Raw genomic sequence first — 19,423 nt, forward strand, 5'->3', positions numbered from 1 at the left:
TTCACCCTGCCTGTCCGCCGCCGAAACGTCGACCGAGCACCGCCATCGCCGCGTTGTGCCCGGGGATCCCACTGACCCCGCCGCCCCGGACCGCGCCGGCCCCGCACAGCAACACCCGCTCGTGCCCGGTCTCGACACCCCAGGTCCCCGCCGTCTCGTCATCCCCGTACGGCCACGACAGGTCGCGATGGAAGATGTGCCCGCGCGGCAATCCCAGCTCCGCCTCCAGATCCAGCGGCGTTTTGGCTTCAATACACGGTTTTCCGTCGCCGTCCAGCAGGAGACAGTCCTCGATCGGCTCCGCGAGCACGCTGTCCAGCGACGCCACCGTGGCCCGCAACGCCTCCGCCCGCGCCCTGTCGTTGTCCGCCTCGAACAGCCGAGCAGGCATGTGCAGGCCGAACAACGTCAGTGTCTGCACGCCCGCCGCCCGTTCAGCCGGGCCGAGAATCGACGGATCAGTCAGCGAATGGCAGTAGATCTCACACGGCGGCACCGTCGGGATCCGGCCCGCCGCAGCTTCCCGGTAAGCAGTTTCGAGCTGGGCAAACGATTCGTTGACGTGGAAAGTCCCGCCGAACGCGTCGCGCGGATCGACCGCCGTGTCCCGCAACCGAGGCAGCCGGCGCAGCACCATGTTCACCTTCAGTTGCGCGCCCTCGGGCGACTCCGCGGGCTCCTCGCCGAGCAACCGGGCGAGCGTGCGCGGCGCGACATTCGCCAGCACATGCCCGCCGACCACCACGTGTTCCGCATCGCCTGAGCGGTAACGAACTTCTCCGTCCGGCGTCACAGACAGCACCTCCGCGCCGGTGACCAACGTCGCCCCGGCGCGACGGGCCGCGTCGGCGAGCGCATCGGTGACCGCGCCCATTCCGCCGACCGGGACGTCCCAGTCGCCAGTCCCGTTGCCGATGAGGTGGTAGAGCAGGCATCGGTTCTGCCGAAGCTGATCGTCGTCCGCGGCGGCGAAAGTGCCGATCAGCGCGTCCGTGAGCACGACGCCGCGCACGACGTCGTCCTCGAACAGCTCGCGCAGCGTTTCCCCTGCCGGACGCTCGAAAAACGTCGTCCACGCCTCGTCGTCGCCAATCCGTCGACGCAGCTCAGCACGCGTCGGCAACGGCTCGGTCAGCGAATCGAAGGTCGCCTCCGCCACCCGCGCGGCCGAGGCGTAGAACCGTTGCCAGGCCGCATAGTCCTTTGTGGACCCAGTGACCGCGCGGAACGACGCGCCGGTCCGCTCGTCGTCGCCCGTGTCGACAAGGAGACCCGTGTCGCCAGCCGGGGTATAGGACGACATCCGCCGCCTCCGCAGCTGGACATCCAAGCCCAACTCGGCCGCGATCCGCCGGGGCAGCAGGCTGACCAGGTACGAATAGCGCGAGAGCCGGACGTCCACGCCAGGGAAAGCGCGGAACGACACTGCCGCGCCGCCGATCTCCGCACGCCGTTCGAGCACCAGCACCGACTGTCCGGCCCGGGCCAGACAGGCAGCGGCGACGAGCCCGTTGTGCCCGCCGCCGACGATCACCGCGTCGTAGTCCACCGCCGCGAGCCTAATGCTTGACCCGGAGCGCGCTCCAGGATTTAGCGTCGCCGGAGACAGGATCCAGCGCAGAAGGAGCGACCATGACCGACGTCCCGACCCGGAACCTCGGCGGCCTGACGGTTTCCGCACAGGGCTTGGGCTGCATGGGAATGAGCCACGGCTACGGCGCGACCGACGACGCGCAGTCGATCGAGACGCTGCGCCACGCCGTCGACCTCGGGGTGAACTTCCTTGACACCTCTGACTTTTACGGCTCCGGGCACAACGAGGAACTGATCGGCCGCGCGATCGCCGACCGCCGCGACGAGGTCGTGCTGGCCACGAAATTCGGCATCGCGAACCGCCTCGGCGAACCGACCAAGGTCCGCGGCGACGCCGCCTACGTGCACCAGGCCTGCGACGCCTCGCTGCGACGGCTCGGCATCGACCACATCGACCTGTACTACCTGCACCGAGTCGATCCGGACGTGCCGATCGAGGAAACCGTCGGCGCGATGGCGGAGCTGGTTCAGGCCGGGAAAGTCCGCCACCTGGGGCTTTCCGAGGCGAGCGCGCAGACCGTCCGGCGCGCCCACGCGGTGCACCCGATCGCGGCGCTGCAGAGCGAATGGTCGCTGTGGACCCGCGGCCTGGAGGCGGAAATCGCGCCGGCCTGCCGCGAACTGGGCATCGGCATCGTCCCGTTCTCGCCGCTCGGCCGCGGTTTCCTGACCGGCCGCTACCGCTCCACCGAAACGATGGCGGACAACGACGTGCGCCGCTACCAGCCCCGTTTCGCCGACGGCAACCTCGACCGCAACCTCGCGATCGTGGCGAAGCTGGAGGAGCTGGCTGCCGCGAAGGAGGTCACGACCGGGCAGTTGGCGCTCGCGTGGGTGCAGGCGCGCGGCGAGGACGTGGTGCCGATCCCGGGCACCCGGCGGAAGCAGTACCTGGAGGAAAACCTCGCGGCGCTGACGGTAGACCTCACCACCGACGATCTCGCCGCGATCGAGGCGGTCGCGGCGCCGGAGAACTTCGCGGGCGAGCGCTACGACGCCGCGCACCTCGCGTTCGTCAACGGCTGATTTGCCGGAGGCGGCGCTGGATTTCCGTCCAGCGCCGCCTCAGCCGCCCCCTGACCGAGGCGAGACCTGGACGCAGCGGCGTGCCTCAGCCGCTGACCAGGCGATCGACCATGTCGAACGCCCGCGTCAACCGCTCCCGGTGCGACGCCGCCAGCTCAGCCAGATCCTCCCCCTCCAGCCGCCGCCGGATCGTCTCCACCGCCACGGTCCGGTAAGCCGCCACCACCAACGCCGCGAGCAGCGTCGAGTCCCCGGAGAACCGCGCGTCCGCGGCCAGTTCCGCGGCCAGTTCGGCTTCCATCTCGTACCCGAAGGCCCGCAGCCGCGCGATCAGTGCGGGCGACTCCGCGACCGTCCGCATCAGCGGCTCGATGTCGCCGCCCACGCCGGACAGCACGTGCCCCTCTTCTTGCAGCGTCAGCGCGAGCTGCCGGAGCGCGTCCACCACGCCGCCAGTCCGTTCGCGGACCGCCGACCGCACCAGGTCGATCGCCTCCGGCAGGCGGTCCAGGAGCAGGTCTTCCTTGCGCTCGAAGTGCGAAAACACCGTCACCTTGGACACCCCGGCCGCGGCGGCGACCTCGGCGATCGTGACCGCGTCGAACCCGCGCTCGAGGAACAGCCCGGTCGCGACCTCGGCGATTCGCGCCCGCGTCTTGGCCCCGCCTCGATCGCCGCGATTGGGCATGAGTCCACCCTTCCGTGTTACGTTTACCTGGTAAGCTTACCCAGTAAGCACACTTGGTTAAGCCGTCAGGCAAGGGTAGAGGGGAGAACGACATGGAGCGGACTGAGGTGATCGTCGCGGGGGCCGGGCCCACCGGGCTGTTCCTCGCCGGGGAGCTGGCGCTGCGCGGGGTGACAGTGACGGTGCTGGACCGGCTGCCGGAGCCGGACCCGACCATCAAGGCCGGGTCGGTCAACGTCGCGAGCGCCGAACTGCTCGACCGGCGCGGCCTGCTGCCCGCGGCGGAGGCGGCGCAGCGGCGGTTCCTCGCGTCAGTCGGCAAATTCGGCCCCACGGTCGAGGCGGCCAAACGAGGCGGCCGCCGGTTCCTGGCCGCCGGGCACTTCGCCGGTTTCCTGTTCGACAACGACCTGATCGACCAGAGCGATCCCGTGCTCGCCGCGCACCGGGCGGTGTCGAACGGGCTGGGAGTGCCGCAGCAGGAAGTCGAGCAGATGCTCGCCGAACACTGCGCCACACTGGGCGTCGACCTCCGGCGCGGCGTCGAAGTGCACGGCGTGCGCGCCGCCGACGAATCCGTGACAGTCGAAACGAGCGCGGGCGAGTTCGCCGCGAGCTGGCTCGTCGCGGCCGACGGCGGGCGGAGCGTCATCCGCAAGCAACTCGGCATCGAGTTCGACGGCACGGATCCGGAAATGACCGGCTACCAGGCCATCGCCGACTTCGAAGACGCGACCGGCCTGCGCCCAGGCTGGACCTGGACACCCCGCGGCGTCTACGCGTACGGCCCGGTCCCCGGCCGCATCTTCCTCAGCCGCTTCCGGCAACCGCCGGAAGACCGCGACGCCCCGGTGTCGGTCGAAGAGCTGCAGGAAGCCGTCCGCGACGTCACCGGTGTCCCGGTCACCATCACCGGAATCCAGGGCCGGGCAACGCGCTTCACCGACAACGCGCGCCAGGCCCGGCACTACCGCCAAGGCCGCGTATTCCTGGCCGGCGACGCGGCACACGTCCACTCGCCACTCGGCGGCCAGGGCCTGAACCTCGGCCTGGGCGACGCGGCAAACCTCGGCTGGAAACTCGCCGCGACCGTCCAAGGCTGGGCACCGGCGGGATTGCTCGACACCTACGAAACCGAACGCCACCCCATCGGCGCAGCAGTGCTCGACTGGACCCGCGCCCAAGTCGCCCTCCTCCGCGGCGACAAACGCACCGAACAACTCCGCACCATCGTCGGCGGCGAACTGCTCCGAGTGCCCGCCGCGATGAACCGCATCGTCGCGCTGTCGTCCGGAATCCTGCAGCACTACGACGTCGCCGACGACGCCCCCGCCCCAGTCGGGTCAATCGCCGGAGACGTCGACCTGACCTCCGGCTCCCGCCTCGCCGACCACGCCCACGACGGCAGCTTCGTCCTCATCGACCGCTCCCCCGACGGCCGCTTCGCAGTCACCGGCTTGACCGACCGGCTCACCCACGTAGCCGACCCAGCCGACGAACCGAGCCTCCTCGTCCGCCCGGACGGCGTGATCGTGTGGGCCAGTTCCGGAAGCGACGAGCTGAAGCTCCTCGACGCCGCCCTTGCGCGATGGGCAGGCGCGAAATGACCAGCCACACAGCCTGGCCGACGAGCCAAGCCCCTAGCCAGCCGCCAGCCCCAGAACCGACACCTGCTCGACTCCGCACTCTCACGGAGGCTGGCACGAAATGACCAGCGGCGCGGGCCAGCCGACAAACCAAGCCCCTCGCCCGCGCAGGACGGAGCGAGCCCGTAGGCCAGACCCGGAAACAACAACCGGAAACTTCCCGGCACCGCACTCACACGCTAGGCAGGCACGAAACGATCAGCCACGAAGTCCAGCCGACAAACCAAGCCCCTCTCCCGCCCGGATCGCCCCAGCCGAGTCCCGGGACCGACAAGAAGCTCCCCGACCCGCACGCACACGGCAGACGGGCGCGAAACAGTCCAGTCACGCGGCTCAACCAACGAGCCACCCCACCCACCCAGACGGAGTGATCCCCTAGACCAGTCCCGGAAACAACAACCAGAAGCCCCAACGCCGCACACGCGCGCCGAGCGGGCGAAATAAATCAGTTGCGCGAGTTCGAGACGGTCGGCAAGGTAGTCGGCGTCCGACGGGTTGCCGTCGGCTGCCGGAAGCAAGGGAGGTGCGTCGTGGAGTTTGTCCGGGCGCTGTCCTGCCCTCTTCCGCCCGCCCGCCTCGGCTAGAGCACGCGCTCGCCCGGTGGGCACCCTCATCTAGGAGAACCCACCAGTGCGCGAGCACGATTTCGACGAATTTTCCGACGCCTCCGACTACACCGACCGCCGGATGCGCCGTCGCCCCCGCTTCGACGACGGGCCCGCCCCCGCTCGCCGGGGACGGCTCACCGAAGCCGAGCGAGTCCGTCTCGCCCAGCTTCGCGAAGACGCCTACACCGAAACCGCACTGCCCGACGGCGCCGACCGATGGACCAACTGGGACGACGCCGACCAGGGTCCGCATCCGCGGCCCGATTGGGTGGTCACCGAACTCGCCGCGGTCGACACCGACCTCGGCGTGCTCAAGACCGGCAAGGAAGCCGACGTGCATCTGCTGCGCCGCAACCTTCCCGGAGAAGACGGAGTTCTGCTGGCAGCCAAGCGATACCGCTCAGACGAGCACAAGCTGTTCCACCGCGACGCGGGTTATCTCGAGGGCAGGCGGATGCGCCGGTCCCGCGAGATGCGGGCGATGGCCGGGCGCACCTCGTTCGGCCGCAACCTGATCGCCGAACAGTGGGCGGTGGCGGAGTTCGCCGTCCTCAGTCGCTTGTGGACGATCGGCGCGCCGGTGCCGTATCCGGTGCAGCGGCACGGCACCGAGATCCTGCTGGAGTTCCTCGGCGAGTCCGACGGCACCGCCGCGCCGCGGCTGGCTCAGCTGCGGCCCGGGCCGGACGAGCTGGCCGGCCTGTGGGAGCAGGCCGTGTCGGCGCTGGAACTCCTGGCGGGGCAAGGACTCGCGCACGGCGACCTGTCCGCGTACAACCTCCTGGTGCACGAAGGCCACCTGATGGTGATCGACCTGCCCCAGGCGGTCGACGTGATCGCGAACCCGCGCGGCCGGGAATTCCTCGCCCGCGACGTCGCGAATCTCGCCGGCTGGTTCCACAGCCGCGGACTGTCCGAACAGGTCACCGGCACCGATGACCTGGTGCGGGAACTGGAAAACGCGGCCGGTCTCGGCTGAGTCCCCGGGCGGGGCCGCGGGTTGTGCGACAGGCCACACCTGCGACCCCGCCCACAACCACGCACCTGGGTGCGGGGCAACCGCTCTCTCTCAGGTAGAGTGTGTCAAGACCGCAACGGCGGCGTGGATGAGTTGGTGTCCGTCGCCTCCACAGTCCGCAGAAGGACTCGCGGCCATCCGAAGCAATTTCCGTCGGTGTGCCATGCCATGGCTCGGCACACCGGGTCCGTCCCTGTGAACGCCCATCGCCACACCATCTTGCCCTGCCTGCGCGCGGGCAGCCCGGGCCTCCTTGCGACGTGCCACGTCCGAGAGGCATTTGTGACGATCACGTACGACTCCGGCCAGTCCGCCCGCTCCCGAGCGGGCCGCCCCGAGCGCAAGCCGCGGCACCGGCCGGCCGGTGGAGACGTTCTCCACGACGACACGGTGGAAACCCCCGCCGTGAAGACCTTCGCCCAGCTGGGCCTGCCCGAGCCGCTGCTGCGGGCGCTTTCCGAGGCGGGCATCGACGCTCCGTTCCCGATCCAGTCCGCGACCATCCCGGACGCTCTGGCCGGCCGCGACGTGCTGGGCCGCGCCCAGACCGGCTCCGGCAAGACGCTGGCCTTCGGCCTGGCCATCCTGGCCCGGCTCGACGGCGGCAAGGCCCGCCCGAAGCGCCCCCGCGCGCTCGTGCTGGTGCCGACCCGCGAGCTGGCCATGCAGGTGGCCGACTCGCTGACCCCGCTCGCCAAGTCCCTCGGCCTGTGGTGCCGCACCGCGGTCGGCGGCATGTCCTTCGGCCGCCAGGCGGAGTCGCTCGCCCGCGGCGTCGACCTGCTGATCGCCACCCCGGGCCGGCTGTCGGACCACGTCCGCCAGGGCACCGCCTCGCTCGGCGACTGCAACTTCATCGCGCTCGACGAGGCCGACCAGATGGCCGACATGGGCTTCATGCCGCAGGTCCGCGAGATCATGGACCTCACCCCTCCGGGCGGACAGCGGCTGCTGTTCTCCGCGACGCTCGACGGGGACGTCGACAAGCTGGTCCGGCAGTACCTGGCCGACCCGGTCACGCACTCGGTCGCGCCGTCCACCGCGAGCGTCACCACGATGGACCACCACCTGTTCCAGGTGTCGCACTCCGACAAGCAGGACATCATCACCCGGATCGGCGCCCGCGAGGGCCGCACGATCATGTTCGTGCGCACCAAGCACCACGTGGACCGGCTCACCGAGCGGCTGCGCGAAAGCGGCGTGCACGCGGTGGCCCTGCACGGCGGCAAGACCCAGGGCCAGCGCAACCGCGTCCTGTCCGACTTCAAGGAAGGCCACGCGGCGGTCCTGGTGGCCACCGACGTCGCCGCCCGCGGCATCCACGTCGACGACATCTCGCTGGTGCTGCACGTCGACCCGGCCGCGGACCACAAGGACTACCTGCACCGCGCCGGCCGCACGGCCCGGGCGGGCGCGTCCGGCATCGTCGTCACCCTGGTGACGCACGACCAGCGGCGCACCGTCCGCCGGATGACCGACCGGGCCGGCGTGCGCGCCGAGACCACGATGATCCGCACCCACGACGACGACCTGTCCCGCATCACCGGCGCCCGCGAGCCGAGCGGCGAGCCGGTCGTGGAGCGTCGCCGGGAGTCCCCGCGCCGCTCCGGCGGCCGAGGCTTCGGCGGCGACCGCGGCGGCTACCGCGGCCCGCGTGAGGGCGGCGGCTACCGCGGCGGACGCGAAGGCGGCGGCTACCGCGGCTCGCGCGAAGACCGCGGCGGTTACGGCTCGCGCGAGGACCGCGGTCCCCGCGAAGGCGGCTACAACCGCGGCTCGAACGAAGGCCGGGGCTCCCGCGAAGGCGGTTACGCCCGCGAGGGCGGCTACTCGCGCGAGGGCGGTCGCGAAGGCGGCTACGCCCGCGAAGGTGGCTACGGCTCCCGCGAGAACCGCGGCGGTGGCGGCTACAGCCGCAGCCGCCAGCAGTCCCGCTCCGGCGGCGGCTTCGGCCGCCCGAGCCGCGGCCCGCGCCGCGGCCACGACGCCTGATTGATTTCTGGAGAACGGCCCCGCTTCGGCGGGGCCGTTCTTCGTTTCCGGGCCGGGTCCGCCTGCTGAACCAGGTCGCATGCCGCGGCCGGGCCTGGGCTCGGCGTCAGGCCGGGACGCCATCGCACCCCGACAGTCGCGCTTCGACGCAGCAGTCTTCTTCGAGCAGGGTTTCGCGCGCCAGCCAGCCCGCGCCCGAACCCCGACACGGCGGCCGTCGCTGAGGGCGGATCTCGCCCACCGAACCACGCTCCGCCAACCCGTACCCCGGGACAGCGACTGTTGCTGAGCAGGGGTCGCGCGCGGCAGCCAGTCCCACGCCGCAAAGCGCGCCTCGACACAGCGATGTTGCCCAAGTAATGGCCTGCCCCGGGCGTACCGGCAATCCACAGCGGTCACCGCACTCCCAGCAGCCACGCCTCGACGCAGCGATCGCCGCCGAGCACCGGCCTCTCTCGCCAGCCAGCCCACGCCCCGCCACAACGATCCTCGCCAAGGAGGCGTCGCGCTCGCCAAACCACGCACCGCCAGCTCGTACCGCCAGCTCGTACCGCCACCGCTGAGCAGGGGGTCACACGCTAGCCAGCACCCCCGAACACCCGCTCCGACACAGCACAGCCGAACCACGGGTCTCGTTCGTCGGAGCACCGCTCCACCAGCCAGCCCGCACCCCGACAGCCGCGCCCGACACCCCATCACCGCCAACTAGAGCCCGCGCCCACCCCGCCCAACCCCTCCGCACCAGTCTGTTTCCGTTGCCCTGCCCCGCTTCCCGTCCGTCTCGAAGCGGGGGTGGGGAACGCGGCACCCGGCCGGATGCGACACTGCCTCAGTGACTGACACTCCGCCGCTGCCGCCTGAGAACGTCTTCGACTGGATTGAAGCCGAAGGCCAGCGGCGGGCGGAAGCCGGTCTCTCGCGGCGGATGAATCCTCGGCCCGCGCAGCACTCCGTGCTCGACCTCGCTGGCAACGACTACCTCGGCCTCGCCCGCGACAAGCGCGTCGCCGGGGCAGCCGCCGCGGCTGCGTTGCGGTGGGGGGCCGGGGCGACTGGATCGCGTCTTCTCACCGGGTCCACCGAGCTGCACGTCGAGCTCGAACACGAGCTTGCCCGCTTCTGCGGGGCCCAGGCGGCGCTCGTCTTCTCCTCCGGATTCACTGCCAACCTCGGCGCGGTGACCGCCCTGTCCGGGGCCGAATCGGCGATTGTCACCGACAAATACGTCCACACGTCGCTGGTCGAAGGCTGTCGGCTGTCCCGCGCGGACATCGCGGCTGTCGAGCACTCGACTCCGTCGGCGATCAAGCACGCGCTGGCCACCCGACGCAAACCGCGGGCGATTGTGGTTACTGACTCGGTGTTTTCCGCTGACGGTGAGGTCGCGCCGCTGGGCGAACTCGCCGAGATCTGTCGTGCGCACAGTGCTGCGTTGGTCGTCAACGACGCGCACGGGTTCGGTGTCCTCGGCGAAGGCGGACGGGGCGCGGTGAGCGCTGCGGGATTGTCGTCGGCGCCGGACGTCGTCACCACGCTCACGCTTTCCAACGCCTTGGGCGCGCAAGGCGGCGCAGTGGTCGGTCCGCGCCGCGTGATCCGGCATCTCGTCGACACGGCTCGCAGCTTCATCTTCGACACGGCTCTCGCGCCGGCCAGTGCCGCTGCGGCGCTGACGGCGTTGCAGGTGCTCAAGTCCGAACCGGAGCTGCCGGCGAAGGTCATCGAGAACGCCGGGAACCTGGCGATGAGCCTGAAGCACGCCGGTCTGCCGGTCGATCTTCCGGAGGCTGCCGTGGTCGCGGTGCGGACGCCGTCGCCGCAAGCTGCGACCGCGTGGGCGGAAGCCTGTGCGGAGCAAGGGATTCAGGTCGGCTGCTTCCGCCCGCCCGCAGTGCCGGACGGCGTTTCCCGGCTGCGGCTTACCGCCCGCGCGGATCTGTCCGAGGCGGACATCGACCGCGCGGTGAAGGTGATCGCCGCGACCGCGCCCCGCGGTTAAGCCGGGCGGCGCATGGTGATGTGCGGGATCCCGTCCTCGAGGAATTCCTCCCCCTCAGCCACGAAACCGAACCGCGCGTAAAGCTGCTGCGCATAGGTCTGCGCGTCTAGTACGAACGCGCCGGTCGCCCCGTCCAGCGCAGCCGCCATCAGTTGCGCCGCCAAACCCTGGCCGCGGGCGGACTTCGCGGTCACCACCCGGCCGATGCGCCGTCCGCCGCTCGGCTCGGCCAGAACGCGCAGGCACGCGAGGACTTCGGTATCGGAGGCCACCCAGGAATGCTCCGTCTCCGGAAGCAGATCGAGCCCGTCGATGTCGGCGTACACGCAGTCTTGTTCCACCACGAACACGTCCGACCGCAGCCGGAGAATCGCGTACAGGTCGGCAGCGGAGAGGTCGGGCCCGGCGGCGCGGTGCAGAGTCGTCACGCCGCCTTGCTTAACACAGCTCAGCCGAACAGCCGCGCCTGGGACTGGGCCGCGATGTCGTCGGAGAACTGCGAAACCCGCGTGTACACCCCCGGCTTGCCTGGTTTTCCGCAGCCGTCGCCGAAGGACACGATGCCGATCAGCGTGTCGCCCTCGACGAGCGGGCCGCCGGAGTCTCCCTGGCAGGCGTCCTGGCCGCCCTGCGGGTAGCCGGCGCACACCATGCTCGACGGGTCGTAGGTGTCGTAGGCCGTTTTGCACGTGGAGTCGCTGACCAGCGGCACCTGGGCGCTGCGCAGCACGTCCGACCGCTCCCCGCCTTCGGACAGCCGTCCCCAGCCGAGCACGGTCGCCTGCGTGCCTTCCGCGTACAGCGACTGGTCGCTCTTGTCCGCGACCTTCGCCGCGCGGTAGGGCAGCCGTCCGCGCACGGTGAGGACCGCGATGTCGTCGCCCCTCGTCGGGTCGCTGTAGTCCGGGTTCACCCAGACCCGCGAGACGCCGAGTTCCACGCCGTCGCTGCTCCGCTTGTCCTGGCGGCCCGCGACCACGTGGACGGACGACTTCGGCAGGGCTTTCGCGCAGTGCGCGGCGGTCGCCACCGCGGACGGGCTCACGATCACCGCGCCGCAGAACTGCGAGCCGCTCTGGTCGGTGAGGTAGACCGCGTACGGGTGGTCGGCCAGCGAAGCCTCGCTGCCGCCGACGATCCGGGGCTGCGCGTGCGAACCCGGGTCGGACGGCGTCGCCGCCCAGGCCGAGCCGACCGGGACCGCGATCGCGGCGGCGAGCAGCGAGCCCGCCGCGAGCAGGACCGGACGACGGAACTTCGCGGGCATGGGCTTTCCCTTCATCGGCACTACGACGGCACAGCCTGGACGCGCACGGGAATCAACCGACTCCGGCGCGTGCACACACGGCCGCGATTACCCTAAACGGGCCAAGCCCAAAACGGTGTCACTGGAACGGGTGGAGTCTCTATACACCGAGCGCATTCGCTTAGCTGGGGGCATGCGACGGAAAACAGCCGCGACGGCCGGCGCGCTGACGCTCTTTCTGCTGGCCGGATGTGCCACCAGCACCCCCGCGACTCCCCCGCCGAGCCCGTTGAGCGCGCCGTCGGCACCGCCGAGTCCGACACTTCCGGCAACTCGGACAGCGACGAGCGCGCCCGCCGTCACCTGGCAGGTGGGTGCTCATCCGCTGCCGCGCCGCCCGGACGGCTTCGGCGAGATCCGGCCGACTCCACCCGAACTGGTGAACCGTTCGCTGCCGACCCAGGATTTCCTCCCGCCGCCGTCCGGCACGACGTACACCTCGAAGATCGCCGACGTCCCCGACGCCGTGCTCAAGCGCAGCACCTGGCAGGCCGCCTGTCCGGTCTCGTCGGCCGACCTCCGGTACGTCACGCTTTCCTTCTGGGGCTTCGACCATCGCACGCACACCGGCGAGCTCCTGGTGAACAAGGACGCGGCTCCAGGGGTGGTCAGGGCGTTCGGCGAGCTGTACGCGCAGCAGTTCCCCATCGAGGAAATGCGCATCACCTCCCCCGCCGAACTCGACGCCCCGCCGACCGGCGACGGCAACGACACCAGCGCGTTCGTCTGCCGTCCGGTGCGCGGGCAGAAGAACTGGTCCGCCCACGCGTACGGGCTCGCGGTGGACGTCAATCCGTTCTGCAACCCCTACACCAAGGACGACCTCGTCCTCCCCGAACTGGCGTCCGCCTACGTCGACCGCGCGAACGTGCGGCCGGGGATGGTCACCGCGGGCGGCCCGGTCGTGCGCGCGTTCGCCGCGGCGGGCTGGCAGTGGGGCGGGGCGTGGAAGTCGCCGGTCGACCGGATGCATTTCACAGCCAACGGCGAGTGAGCCGGGAACACCGGGGCGGGCATCCGGGGTTGACTAGGCTTGCAGCAGACCGCTTTCGGGAAGGACCGCCGTGCCGCACTACGACCTGGTGATCATCGGGACCGGATCGGGGAACTCGATCCTCGGGCCGGAGTTCGCCGACCTCCGGACGGCCATCGTCGAGAAGGGCGTGTTCGGCGGGACCTGCCTGAACGTCGGCTGCATCCCGACGAAGATGTTCGTCTACGCCGCCGACGTCGCCGCGACGCCCGAGCACAGCTCGCGCTTCGGCGTGGACGAAGAGCTCACCGCGGTGCGCTGGCCGGACATCCGCGACCGGATCTTCGGCCGGATCGACCCGATCGCCGAGGGCGGCGCGGAGTACCGCGAGAACCACGAGGACAACCGCAACGTCGACGTCTACCGCGGCGAAGGCCGGTTCACCGGCATGAAGGAGCTGCGGGTCAGCTTCGCCGACGGCCGTCCGGACGAGGTCGTCACCGCGGACCGGTTCGTGCTCGCCGCGGGCGGGCGGCCGGTGATCCCGGACGTGCCGGGGCTGGCCGAAACCGGCTACTACACCTCCGACACGGTCATGCGGCTCGACACGCTGCCGGAGCGGATCGTCATCCTCGGCGGCGGGTACATCGCGGCGGAGTTCGCGCACGTCTTCGCGTCGTTCGGCGTCGCGGTCACCATGGTGAACCGTTCCGGCGCGCTGCTGCGCCAGGAGGACGCGGACGTCAGCGCCCGGTTCACCGAACTGGCTTCGCAGCGGTTCGACGTCCGGCTGGACCGCAAGACAGTTCGCGCGCGCAGCACGGACAACGGGGTCGCGCTGGATCTCGAAGGCCCGCAGGGCGCGGAGACCGTCGAGGCCGACCTGATCCTGGTCGCCACCGGCCGCAAGCCGAACTCGGATCTGCTCGACGTGGCCGCCACCGGCGTCGCCACCACCGAGCGCGGGCACGTTGTGGTGGACGACTACCAGCAGACGTCCGTCGAAGGCATCTACGCGCTCGGGGACATCTCGTCGCCGCTGGAGCTGAAGCACGTCGCGAACCACGAAGCCCGCGTGGTGCAGCACAATCTGGCGCACCCGGACGACCGCATCAAGGCCGACCACCGGTTCGTGCCGCACGCGGTGTTCACCTCGCCGCAGGTGGCGTCGGTCGGGCTGACCGAGGCGCAGGCGACCGAGCGCGGACTGTCCTTTGTGGTCTCGAAGCAGGACTACGCGGGCATCGCCTACGGCTGGGCGATGGAGGACACCTCCGGCTTCGCGAAGCTGCTGGCCGATCCGGCGACCGGGCAGCTGCTGGGCGCGCACATCATCGGCCCGCAGGCGTCGACGGTGATCCAGCCGCTGATCCAGGCGATGAGCTTCGGCCTCGACGCGCGGTCGATGGCGCGCGGGCAGTACTGGATCCACCCGGCGATGCCGGAACTGGTGGAGAACGCGCTGCTGAATCTGCCGCTGGACTGACTCCGGGGATACCCAGAGTTGATCACCCGGGGCGGGGATTCCCGAATCGGGTAACAAGGATGTCGCGTTGTTACTGTTCTCCGCGGAGGTGCGGGGACTGACATGACCGACATGATCGCCGGGGAAATCGTTGCGGCCGCGGAGAATCTGGCCGCTCGCTGGACCGACGTGACGGATCTCGAGCTGGTGTTCGCCGTGCGGCGGGCCGAGCTCGGGACGACAGCCGCGACGCTCGCGTTGCTGGAGGAGCTTCGGGCGATGCCGTCCGAACGGGCCGCGGAATGCCTCGCGGTCGCGGTGGCCGCGCTGGACGACGTCCGGCGCACTGGCCAGCTGCCCGAGGCGGCGCTGGCGAGCTGAGAGAGGTTCAGCTGTGCGGCGGATCCGACCCGCGCAGCTGAGCCTCGAAGCTTTCGTCCCGGCGGCGCAGGACGTCGCGGATCGCCAGAAAGACAGGCGCGACAATGAGAAACACGCTGAGACCGAACATGACGGCCACGATGAAGGCGTTTTGATCCCACTGGTCGGCGACGGTCGCGGTCTTCCCGCTGTCCACCCATTGGCAGCGCACCTCCGGCGAGGGCTGGCACTTCGGCTTCCAGCTCACGAAAAAGACGTCGATGGTGAACCACATCAGCGCGACCCCGGCGACGGCCATCAGGCACAAGAAGACCGCTCGGCTCACTATGCCGCTCCGTCGTGGCCGCGCCGTCATGGCCTCAGCGTGACACAGTCACGCCAGCCTCACACGAAACGGCGCCGCCCGGACAGCGCACCGAAGATCATCTGCGTCACCATCACCACGAGCAGCACGATCAACGACACCGTCCAGCTGCCCGTCGCGTCGTGCAGCAGGCCGAACACGAACGGCCCCACCGCGGCCAGCAGGTAGCCGAAGCCCTGCGCCATTCCCGACAGCCTCGCCGTCTCGGCGCCGGTCCGGGCTCGCAGCGCGATCACCGTCAGGGCCAGCGAGAAGACGCTCATCCCGATGCCGAGCAGGATGCTCCACAGCAGCGGCGAGAACCCGGGCGCGATGACGAGGCCCAGCATGCCGGCCGCGCCGAAGACGCCCATGCCGACGATCCACGGGCTCTGGCTTTTCTGCCGCGCGGCGATCGGCGGGATCACCAGGCTGATCGGCACCGCGATCACCGAGATCAGGCCGAGCAGCAGACCGGCGTCGGCCTTGCTGACGCCCGAGTCGATGAACACCTGCGGCAGCCAGCCCATCACGACGTAGGCGATGAACGACTGCAGGCCGAAGAAGATCGTGACGATCCATGCGAGCGGGCTGCGCATCAGCGACCGGGCGGGAGCGGAGCCCGCGGCCGGACGCGGCGGACGGCCGGTGCCGCGCGAAGCGATCAGCCATGCCACCAACGCGATCGCCGACAGCACTCCCCAGCTGCCGAGCGCGGCGCGCCAGCCGCCGAGGGCCGATTCCAGCGGCGGGCTCAGCGCGGAACCCGCCGCGCCGCCGCCCTGCAGCGCCGCGGTGTAGACGCCGGTCATGAGCCCGACGCGAGCCGGGAACGAATCCTTGATGACCACCGGGATCAGCACGTTGACCAGCGCGATTCCCGCGGTCGCGACGAGCGTGCCGCCGAGCACGACGTACGGTCCGTCGAGCACCCGCACCGCGAGGCCCGCGGTCAGCACCGCCAGCGCGAGGCCGATCGCCGGGCCGATGCCCAGGCGGCGCGACAGCACGGGCGCGGCCAATCCGGCGCCGGCGAAACAGAGGCCGGGCAGGGTCGTGAGGATGCTCGCCCACACCGCGGACGCGCCGAGGCTGCCGCGCATTTCCGCGAGCAGCGGGCCGACACTCGTGATCGCCGGCCGCAGGTTCATCGCCGTCAGCACCACCGCGACCGCGAGCAGCACGCCACCCGCCACCACGCCCGGACGGCGACCGGCGGGCACCTCCTCCTCGAGGCTGCCTTCCAGTTCGAGCTCGAGCCGGTCGGAATAGGTGGCGGTGGACACGGCTGCAGCGTCTCGGGAGTCGGCGGGCATGTGCGCTACTATTCCATACGTAGGATGATTGGATGAAGGGATCAGGCTGTGCCGTTGGCCACCACCCGCCGCGCCGGACTCGTCGACCAGGTCATCGATCAGCTGCGCGAGGCGGTCACCGCGGGCGAATGGCCGATCGGGCACCGGATCCCGACCGAGCCGGAACTGTCGGCGCAGCTCGGCGTCGGGCGCAACACGGTCCGCGAGGCCGTGCGAGCGCTGGCGCACACCGGGATCCTGGAAGTCCGCCAGGGTGACGGCACATACGTGCGCGCGACGAGCGAGGTGTCCGGCGCGATCCGCCGCCTGTGCGGGACGGAACTGCGCGAGGTGCTGCACGTCCGGCGGCTGCTGGAGGTCGAGGGCGCCCGGCTGGCCGCGACCGCGCGCACCGAGGAAGACCTGGCGGAACTGCGCGTCCTGCTCAACCGGCGCGACACCGACTGGGACGAGGGCCGCCTCGACGATTTCGCCCGCAGCGACGCGGAATTCCACCAGGTCGTGGTCCGCTGCGGACACAACGGGCTGCTGCTGGAGCTCTACCGCGGCCTGATGGAGGCGATCACCGCAAGCGTGGCGTCCACTTCGGATAATCCGGAGCACGCGGAGATGATCCGGCACCGGGAACTGGTGGACGCGATCGAGGCGCGCGACGCCGGGCGGGCTGCCGAGGAGGCGGCTGGGTTCCTGGACGAGTTGATCGCGCGGGCCGAGGGCTTGTGAGTGCGTAGGCCGATTAGAACCGGCCTACGCGATCACGACAACCGGCGCACTGTCACGGAGCGGCGGTGCGGCGGAGGCGGGGCAAAGGCTGCTGCGGTGGCTGGTCAGGCCTCGTGAGTGGCTATGCCGGTCAGAACCGGCATAGCCACTCACGACCGCCCAGCTCGACGCAACCCGCAGCGGCTCGTGAGTGCTGGCGCCGGTTAGAACCGGCACCGCCGCTCACGAGGCGTCTTACGGGAGCGTCAGGATCTCCGCGCCGTCAGCAGTCACCACGAGGGTGTGCTCGAACTGCGCCGTCCACTTCTTGTCCTTCGTGGTGACCGTCCAGTCGTCGGCCCACAGGTCGTAGTCGATGGTGCCGAGCGTGATCATCGGCTCGATCGTGAAGGTCATGCCCTCTTCGATCAGCGTCTGCACCGAGGGCTCCTCGTAGTGCAGCACCGTCGGCGCGGTGTGGAAGGCCGGGCCGACGCCGTGGCCGGTGAAGTCGCGGACCACGCCGTAGCCGAAGCGCTTCGCGTACGCCTCGATCACGCGGCCGATCACGTTGAGCTGCCGGCCCGGGCGGACCGCCTTGATCGCGCGTGCGGTCGCCTCTCGGGTGCGCTCGACCAGGAGCCGCACCTCCTCGGAGACGTCGCCGGCGAGGAACGTCGCGTTGGTGTCGCCGTGCACGCCGCCGATGAAGGCCGTCACGTCGATGTTGCAGATGTCGCCGTCCTCGATCACGGTCGAGTCCGGGATGCCGTGGCAGATCACCTCGTTCAGCGAGGTGCAGCACGACTTCGGGTAGCCGCGGTAGCCGAGCGTGGACGGGTACGCGCGGTGGTCGAGCAGGAACTCGTGCACGACCTTGTCGATGTCGTCGGTGGTCGCGCCCGGCTTGACCGCCTTGCCGCCCTCCTCGAGCGCCTGCGCGGCGATCTTCGACGCGACCCGCATCGCCTCGATGACCTCGGGCGTGCGCACTCCGTTGCCGGTGTCCCGTTTCGGCGCCGGCCGGTCCACGTACTCGGGACGGGCGATGTCGGCGGGGACGGCACGGCGCGGCGTCTGGACGCCGGGCTTCAACGGGGCGCGAACGGACATGTCCCCCAGCCTACGACCTCGCCCGGCCGCGGCGCAGCCAGCTCAGAACAGCACCGTCGCGTACTGGCCGACCTGCTGGAACCCGATCCGCCGGTATGCCGCCAGCGCGGGCGCGTTGAACCCGTTCACGTACAGGCTCGCGGTCCGGCCGAGGCCGTGGACCAGGCGGTTCACCACCGCCGCGGTGCCCGCGGTGCCGAGCCCGCCGCCGCGCCGGTCCGGGTGCACCCACACGCCCTGGATCTGGCCGACCCGCGCGGACATCGCGCCGATCTCGGCCTTGAACACGACCTCGCCGTCCTCGAACCGGGCGAACGCGCGGCCGGTGGAGATCAGCTCGCTGACCCGGGCGCGGTAGCTGGCCCCGCCGTCGCCCGCGCGCGGGTCGACGCCGACCTCCTCGATGAACATCGCGACGGCTGCGGGGAGGTAGCGGTCCAGTTCGTGCGGCCGGACGGTGCGGACCTGCGGGTCGGCGGGCACCAGCGGGTCGCCTTCGAGGGCCATCAGCGGCTGGTCGCCGCGCACCTCGCGGGCCGGGCCCCATTCCGAGGACAGCTCGTCCCACAACCCGAGCACCTGCGGGGCGGGACCGACGAGCGAGGAACAGGTGCGCTGGCGGCGCAGCGCCCGGTCGGCGAAGGACCGGAGCGCCGAAGCGTTGCCGCGCAACGGGATCAGGTTGGGCCCGGCGAAGCACAGCCCGGTGAGCCGCCCGGCGCGCACCGGACGGGCGTCGGCCGCCCACAGCTCGCCACCAAGACGCCACGGGTCGAGACCGGCCGCCTCGACCCGGGCGCTGACCATGCAGCTGCCCACCGGGTCGGCGGCGAGTGCAGCGCGCACCGCCGGATAGTCCCGATCATCGAGCAGCCGTGCACCTGCAAGCCGCAACACGGGGTCCAGAGTGCCAGATGAACCGGGTGAACGGAACGCGAGCCGGCCGACACGCTGAGATGAACGGCCCTCGCACCCGAACGGCGGCGCCCCGGCGGGCTCCGCCACCGACCGTGCCCGAATCCGCGGAAGAGGGCTCCGGAGGCACCCCGCCCGGGTGCCCCCGGAGCTTCCCCGGGGATCCGTGAAGGGCTCCCCGAGGGAATCAGCGTCCGTGAAGGAGCCCTTCACGGACATCCGGGCACGGCAAGGTCCGTGAGGGCCACCCTCACGGACGCAGATTCCCGCAGGGCTCCCCTCGCCGACGACGCCTGCGGGCCGTGAAGGGCCCCTTCCCGGACTTGGATTCCCGCAAGG

The 19,423-nt window shown here is 70.8% G+C and carries 17 protein-coding genes; 9 read left to right on the plus strand and 8 right to left on the minus strand.

The window, feature by feature from the left end:
- Position 1 precedes the first annotated feature (1 nt).
- The gene (locus WA670_RS43550; protein ID WP_336162025.1) at positions 2–1,549 is read right to left on the minus strand and encodes a phytoene desaturase family protein; all 1,548 of its coding nucleotides are present in this window, start codon (positions 1,547–1,549) and stop codon (positions 2–4) included.
- A gap of 83 nt (positions 1,550–1,632) precedes the next feature.
- Here WA670_RS43550 and WA670_RS43555 point away from each other — a divergent pair, with 83 nt between their 5' ends.
- Positions 1,633–2,619 (plus strand): aldo/keto reductase, encoded by a 987-nt coding sequence (locus WA670_RS43555; protein WP_238607745.1) that lies wholly within the window; start codon positions 1,633–1,635, stop codon positions 2,617–2,619.
- 85 nt (positions 2,620–2,704) lie between these two features.
- Here WA670_RS43555 and WA670_RS43560 read toward each other — a convergent pair whose 3' ends face one another.
- The gene (locus WA670_RS43560) at positions 2,705–3,307 is read right to left on the minus strand and encodes a TetR/AcrR family transcriptional regulator (protein ID WP_037820363.1); all 603 of its coding nucleotides are present in this window, start codon (positions 3,305–3,307) and stop codon (positions 2,705–2,707) included.
- Between the two features lie 92 nt (positions 3,308–3,399).
- Between WA670_RS43560 and WA670_RS43565 the strand changes: the two genes are divergently transcribed.
- The 4 genes from WA670_RS43565 (at position 3,400) to WA670_RS43580 (ending at position 10,570) form a co-directional block, all read left to right on the plus strand.
- A complete protein-coding gene (locus WA670_RS43565) occupies positions 3,400–4,914 on the plus strand; it encodes an FAD-dependent oxidoreductase (RefSeq protein ID WP_336162029.1) in 1,515 nt (504 codons plus the stop codon).
- Positions 4,915–5,583: 669 nt separating this feature from the next.
- Positions 5,584–6,540 (plus strand): serine protein kinase RIO, encoded by a 957-nt coding sequence (locus WA670_RS43570; protein ID WP_336162031.1) that lies wholly within the window; start codon positions 5,584–5,586, stop codon positions 6,538–6,540.
- 321 nt (positions 6,541–6,861) lie between these two features.
- Positions 6,862–8,571 carry a DEAD/DEAH box helicase gene (locus WA670_RS43575; RefSeq protein WP_238607747.1) on the plus strand — a complete coding sequence of 570 codons (1,710 nt, stop codon included), beginning with the start codon at positions 6,862–6,864 and terminating at the stop codon, positions 8,569–8,571.
- A gap of 832 nt (positions 8,572–9,403) precedes the next feature.
- Positions 9,404–10,570 carry an 8-amino-7-oxononanoate synthase gene (locus WA670_RS43580; protein ID WP_336162034.1) on the plus strand — a complete coding sequence of 389 codons (1,167 nt, stop codon included), beginning with the start codon at positions 9,404–9,406 and terminating at the stop codon, positions 10,568–10,570.
- On the opposite strand, the gene WA670_RS43585 is transcribed toward WA670_RS43580, so the two are convergent.
- Positions 10,567–10,998 (minus strand): GNAT family N-acetyltransferase, encoded by a 432-nt coding sequence (locus WA670_RS43585; protein WP_336162036.1) that lies wholly within the window; start codon positions 10,996–10,998, stop codon positions 10,567–10,569. The two genes, WA670_RS43580 and WA670_RS43585, sit on opposite strands and share 4 nt — an antisense overlap.
- Positions 10,999–11,018: 20 nt before the next feature.
- Positions 11,019–11,837 (minus strand): S1 family peptidase, encoded by an 819-nt coding sequence (locus tag WA670_RS43590; protein ID WP_134733686.1) that lies wholly within the window; start codon positions 11,835–11,837, stop codon positions 11,019–11,021.
- 172 nt (positions 11,838–12,009) lie between these two features.
- Between WA670_RS43590 and WA670_RS43595 the strand changes: the two genes are divergently transcribed.
- From WA670_RS43595 to WA670_RS43605, 3 genes are all read left to right on the plus strand, one after another.
- Positions 12,010–12,870, plus strand: a complete 861-nt coding sequence (locus WA670_RS43595; protein WP_336162039.1) for a M15 family metallopeptidase — start codon at positions 12,010–12,012, stop codon at positions 12,868–12,870.
- A 70-nt stretch (positions 12,871–12,940) separates the two neighbouring features.
- Entirely contained in the window at positions 12,941–14,335 is a 1,395-nt protein-coding gene (locus WA670_RS43600; RefSeq protein ID WP_134669602.1) for a mycothione reductase, read from the plus strand.
- Positions 14,336–14,437: 102 nt separating this feature from the next.
- Positions 14,438–14,695: a hypothetical protein gene (locus WA670_RS43605; protein WP_043830355.1), complete on the plus strand. Its 258-nt coding sequence runs from the start codon at positions 14,438–14,440 to the stop codon at positions 14,693–14,695.
- A 7-nt stretch (positions 14,696–14,702) separates the two neighbouring features.
- Here the strand turns inward: WA670_RS43605 and WA670_RS43610 are convergent, their stop codons facing one another.
- Together WA670_RS43610 and WA670_RS43615 are read right to left on the minus strand one after the other, a co-directional pair.
- On the minus strand, positions 14,703–15,020 hold the full coding sequence (locus tag WA670_RS43610) for a hypothetical protein (protein ID WP_238607751.1): 318 nt from the start codon (positions 15,018–15,020) through the stop codon (positions 14,703–14,705).
- A gap of 59 nt (positions 15,021–15,079) precedes the next feature.
- A complete protein-coding gene (locus WA670_RS43615; RefSeq protein ID WP_374204430.1) occupies positions 15,080–16,354 on the minus strand; it encodes a CynX/NimT family MFS transporter in 1,275 nt (424 codons plus the stop codon).
- Positions 16,355–16,402: 48 nt separating this feature from the next.
- On the opposite strand from WA670_RS43615, the gene WA670_RS43620 reads away from it, so the two are divergent.
- On the plus strand, positions 16,403–17,077 hold the full coding sequence (locus tag WA670_RS43620; protein WP_037820340.1) for a FadR/GntR family transcriptional regulator: 675 nt from the start codon (positions 16,403–16,405) through the stop codon (positions 17,075–17,077).
- A gap of 234 nt (positions 17,078–17,311) precedes the next feature.
- Here WA670_RS43620 and map read toward each other — a convergent pair whose 3' ends face one another.
- Complete coding sequence (gene map, locus WA670_RS43625; RefSeq protein ID WP_037820338.1) at positions 17,312–18,169, minus strand: type I methionyl aminopeptidase; 858 nt, start codon at positions 18,167–18,169, stop codon at positions 17,312–17,314.
- A gap of 42 nt (positions 18,170–18,211) precedes the next feature.
- Positions 18,212–19,066 (minus strand): GNAT family N-acetyltransferase, encoded by an 855-nt coding sequence (locus WA670_RS43630; protein WP_037820337.1) that lies wholly within the window; start codon positions 19,064–19,066, stop codon positions 18,212–18,214.
- Positions 19,067–19,423 lie beyond the last annotated feature (357 nt).

It is taken from the genome of Amycolatopsis sp. VC5-11 (genome assembly GCF_037034185.1).
Lineage (GTDB): Bacteria > Actinomycetota > Actinomycetes > Mycobacteriales > Pseudonocardiaceae > Amycolatopsis > Amycolatopsis nivea.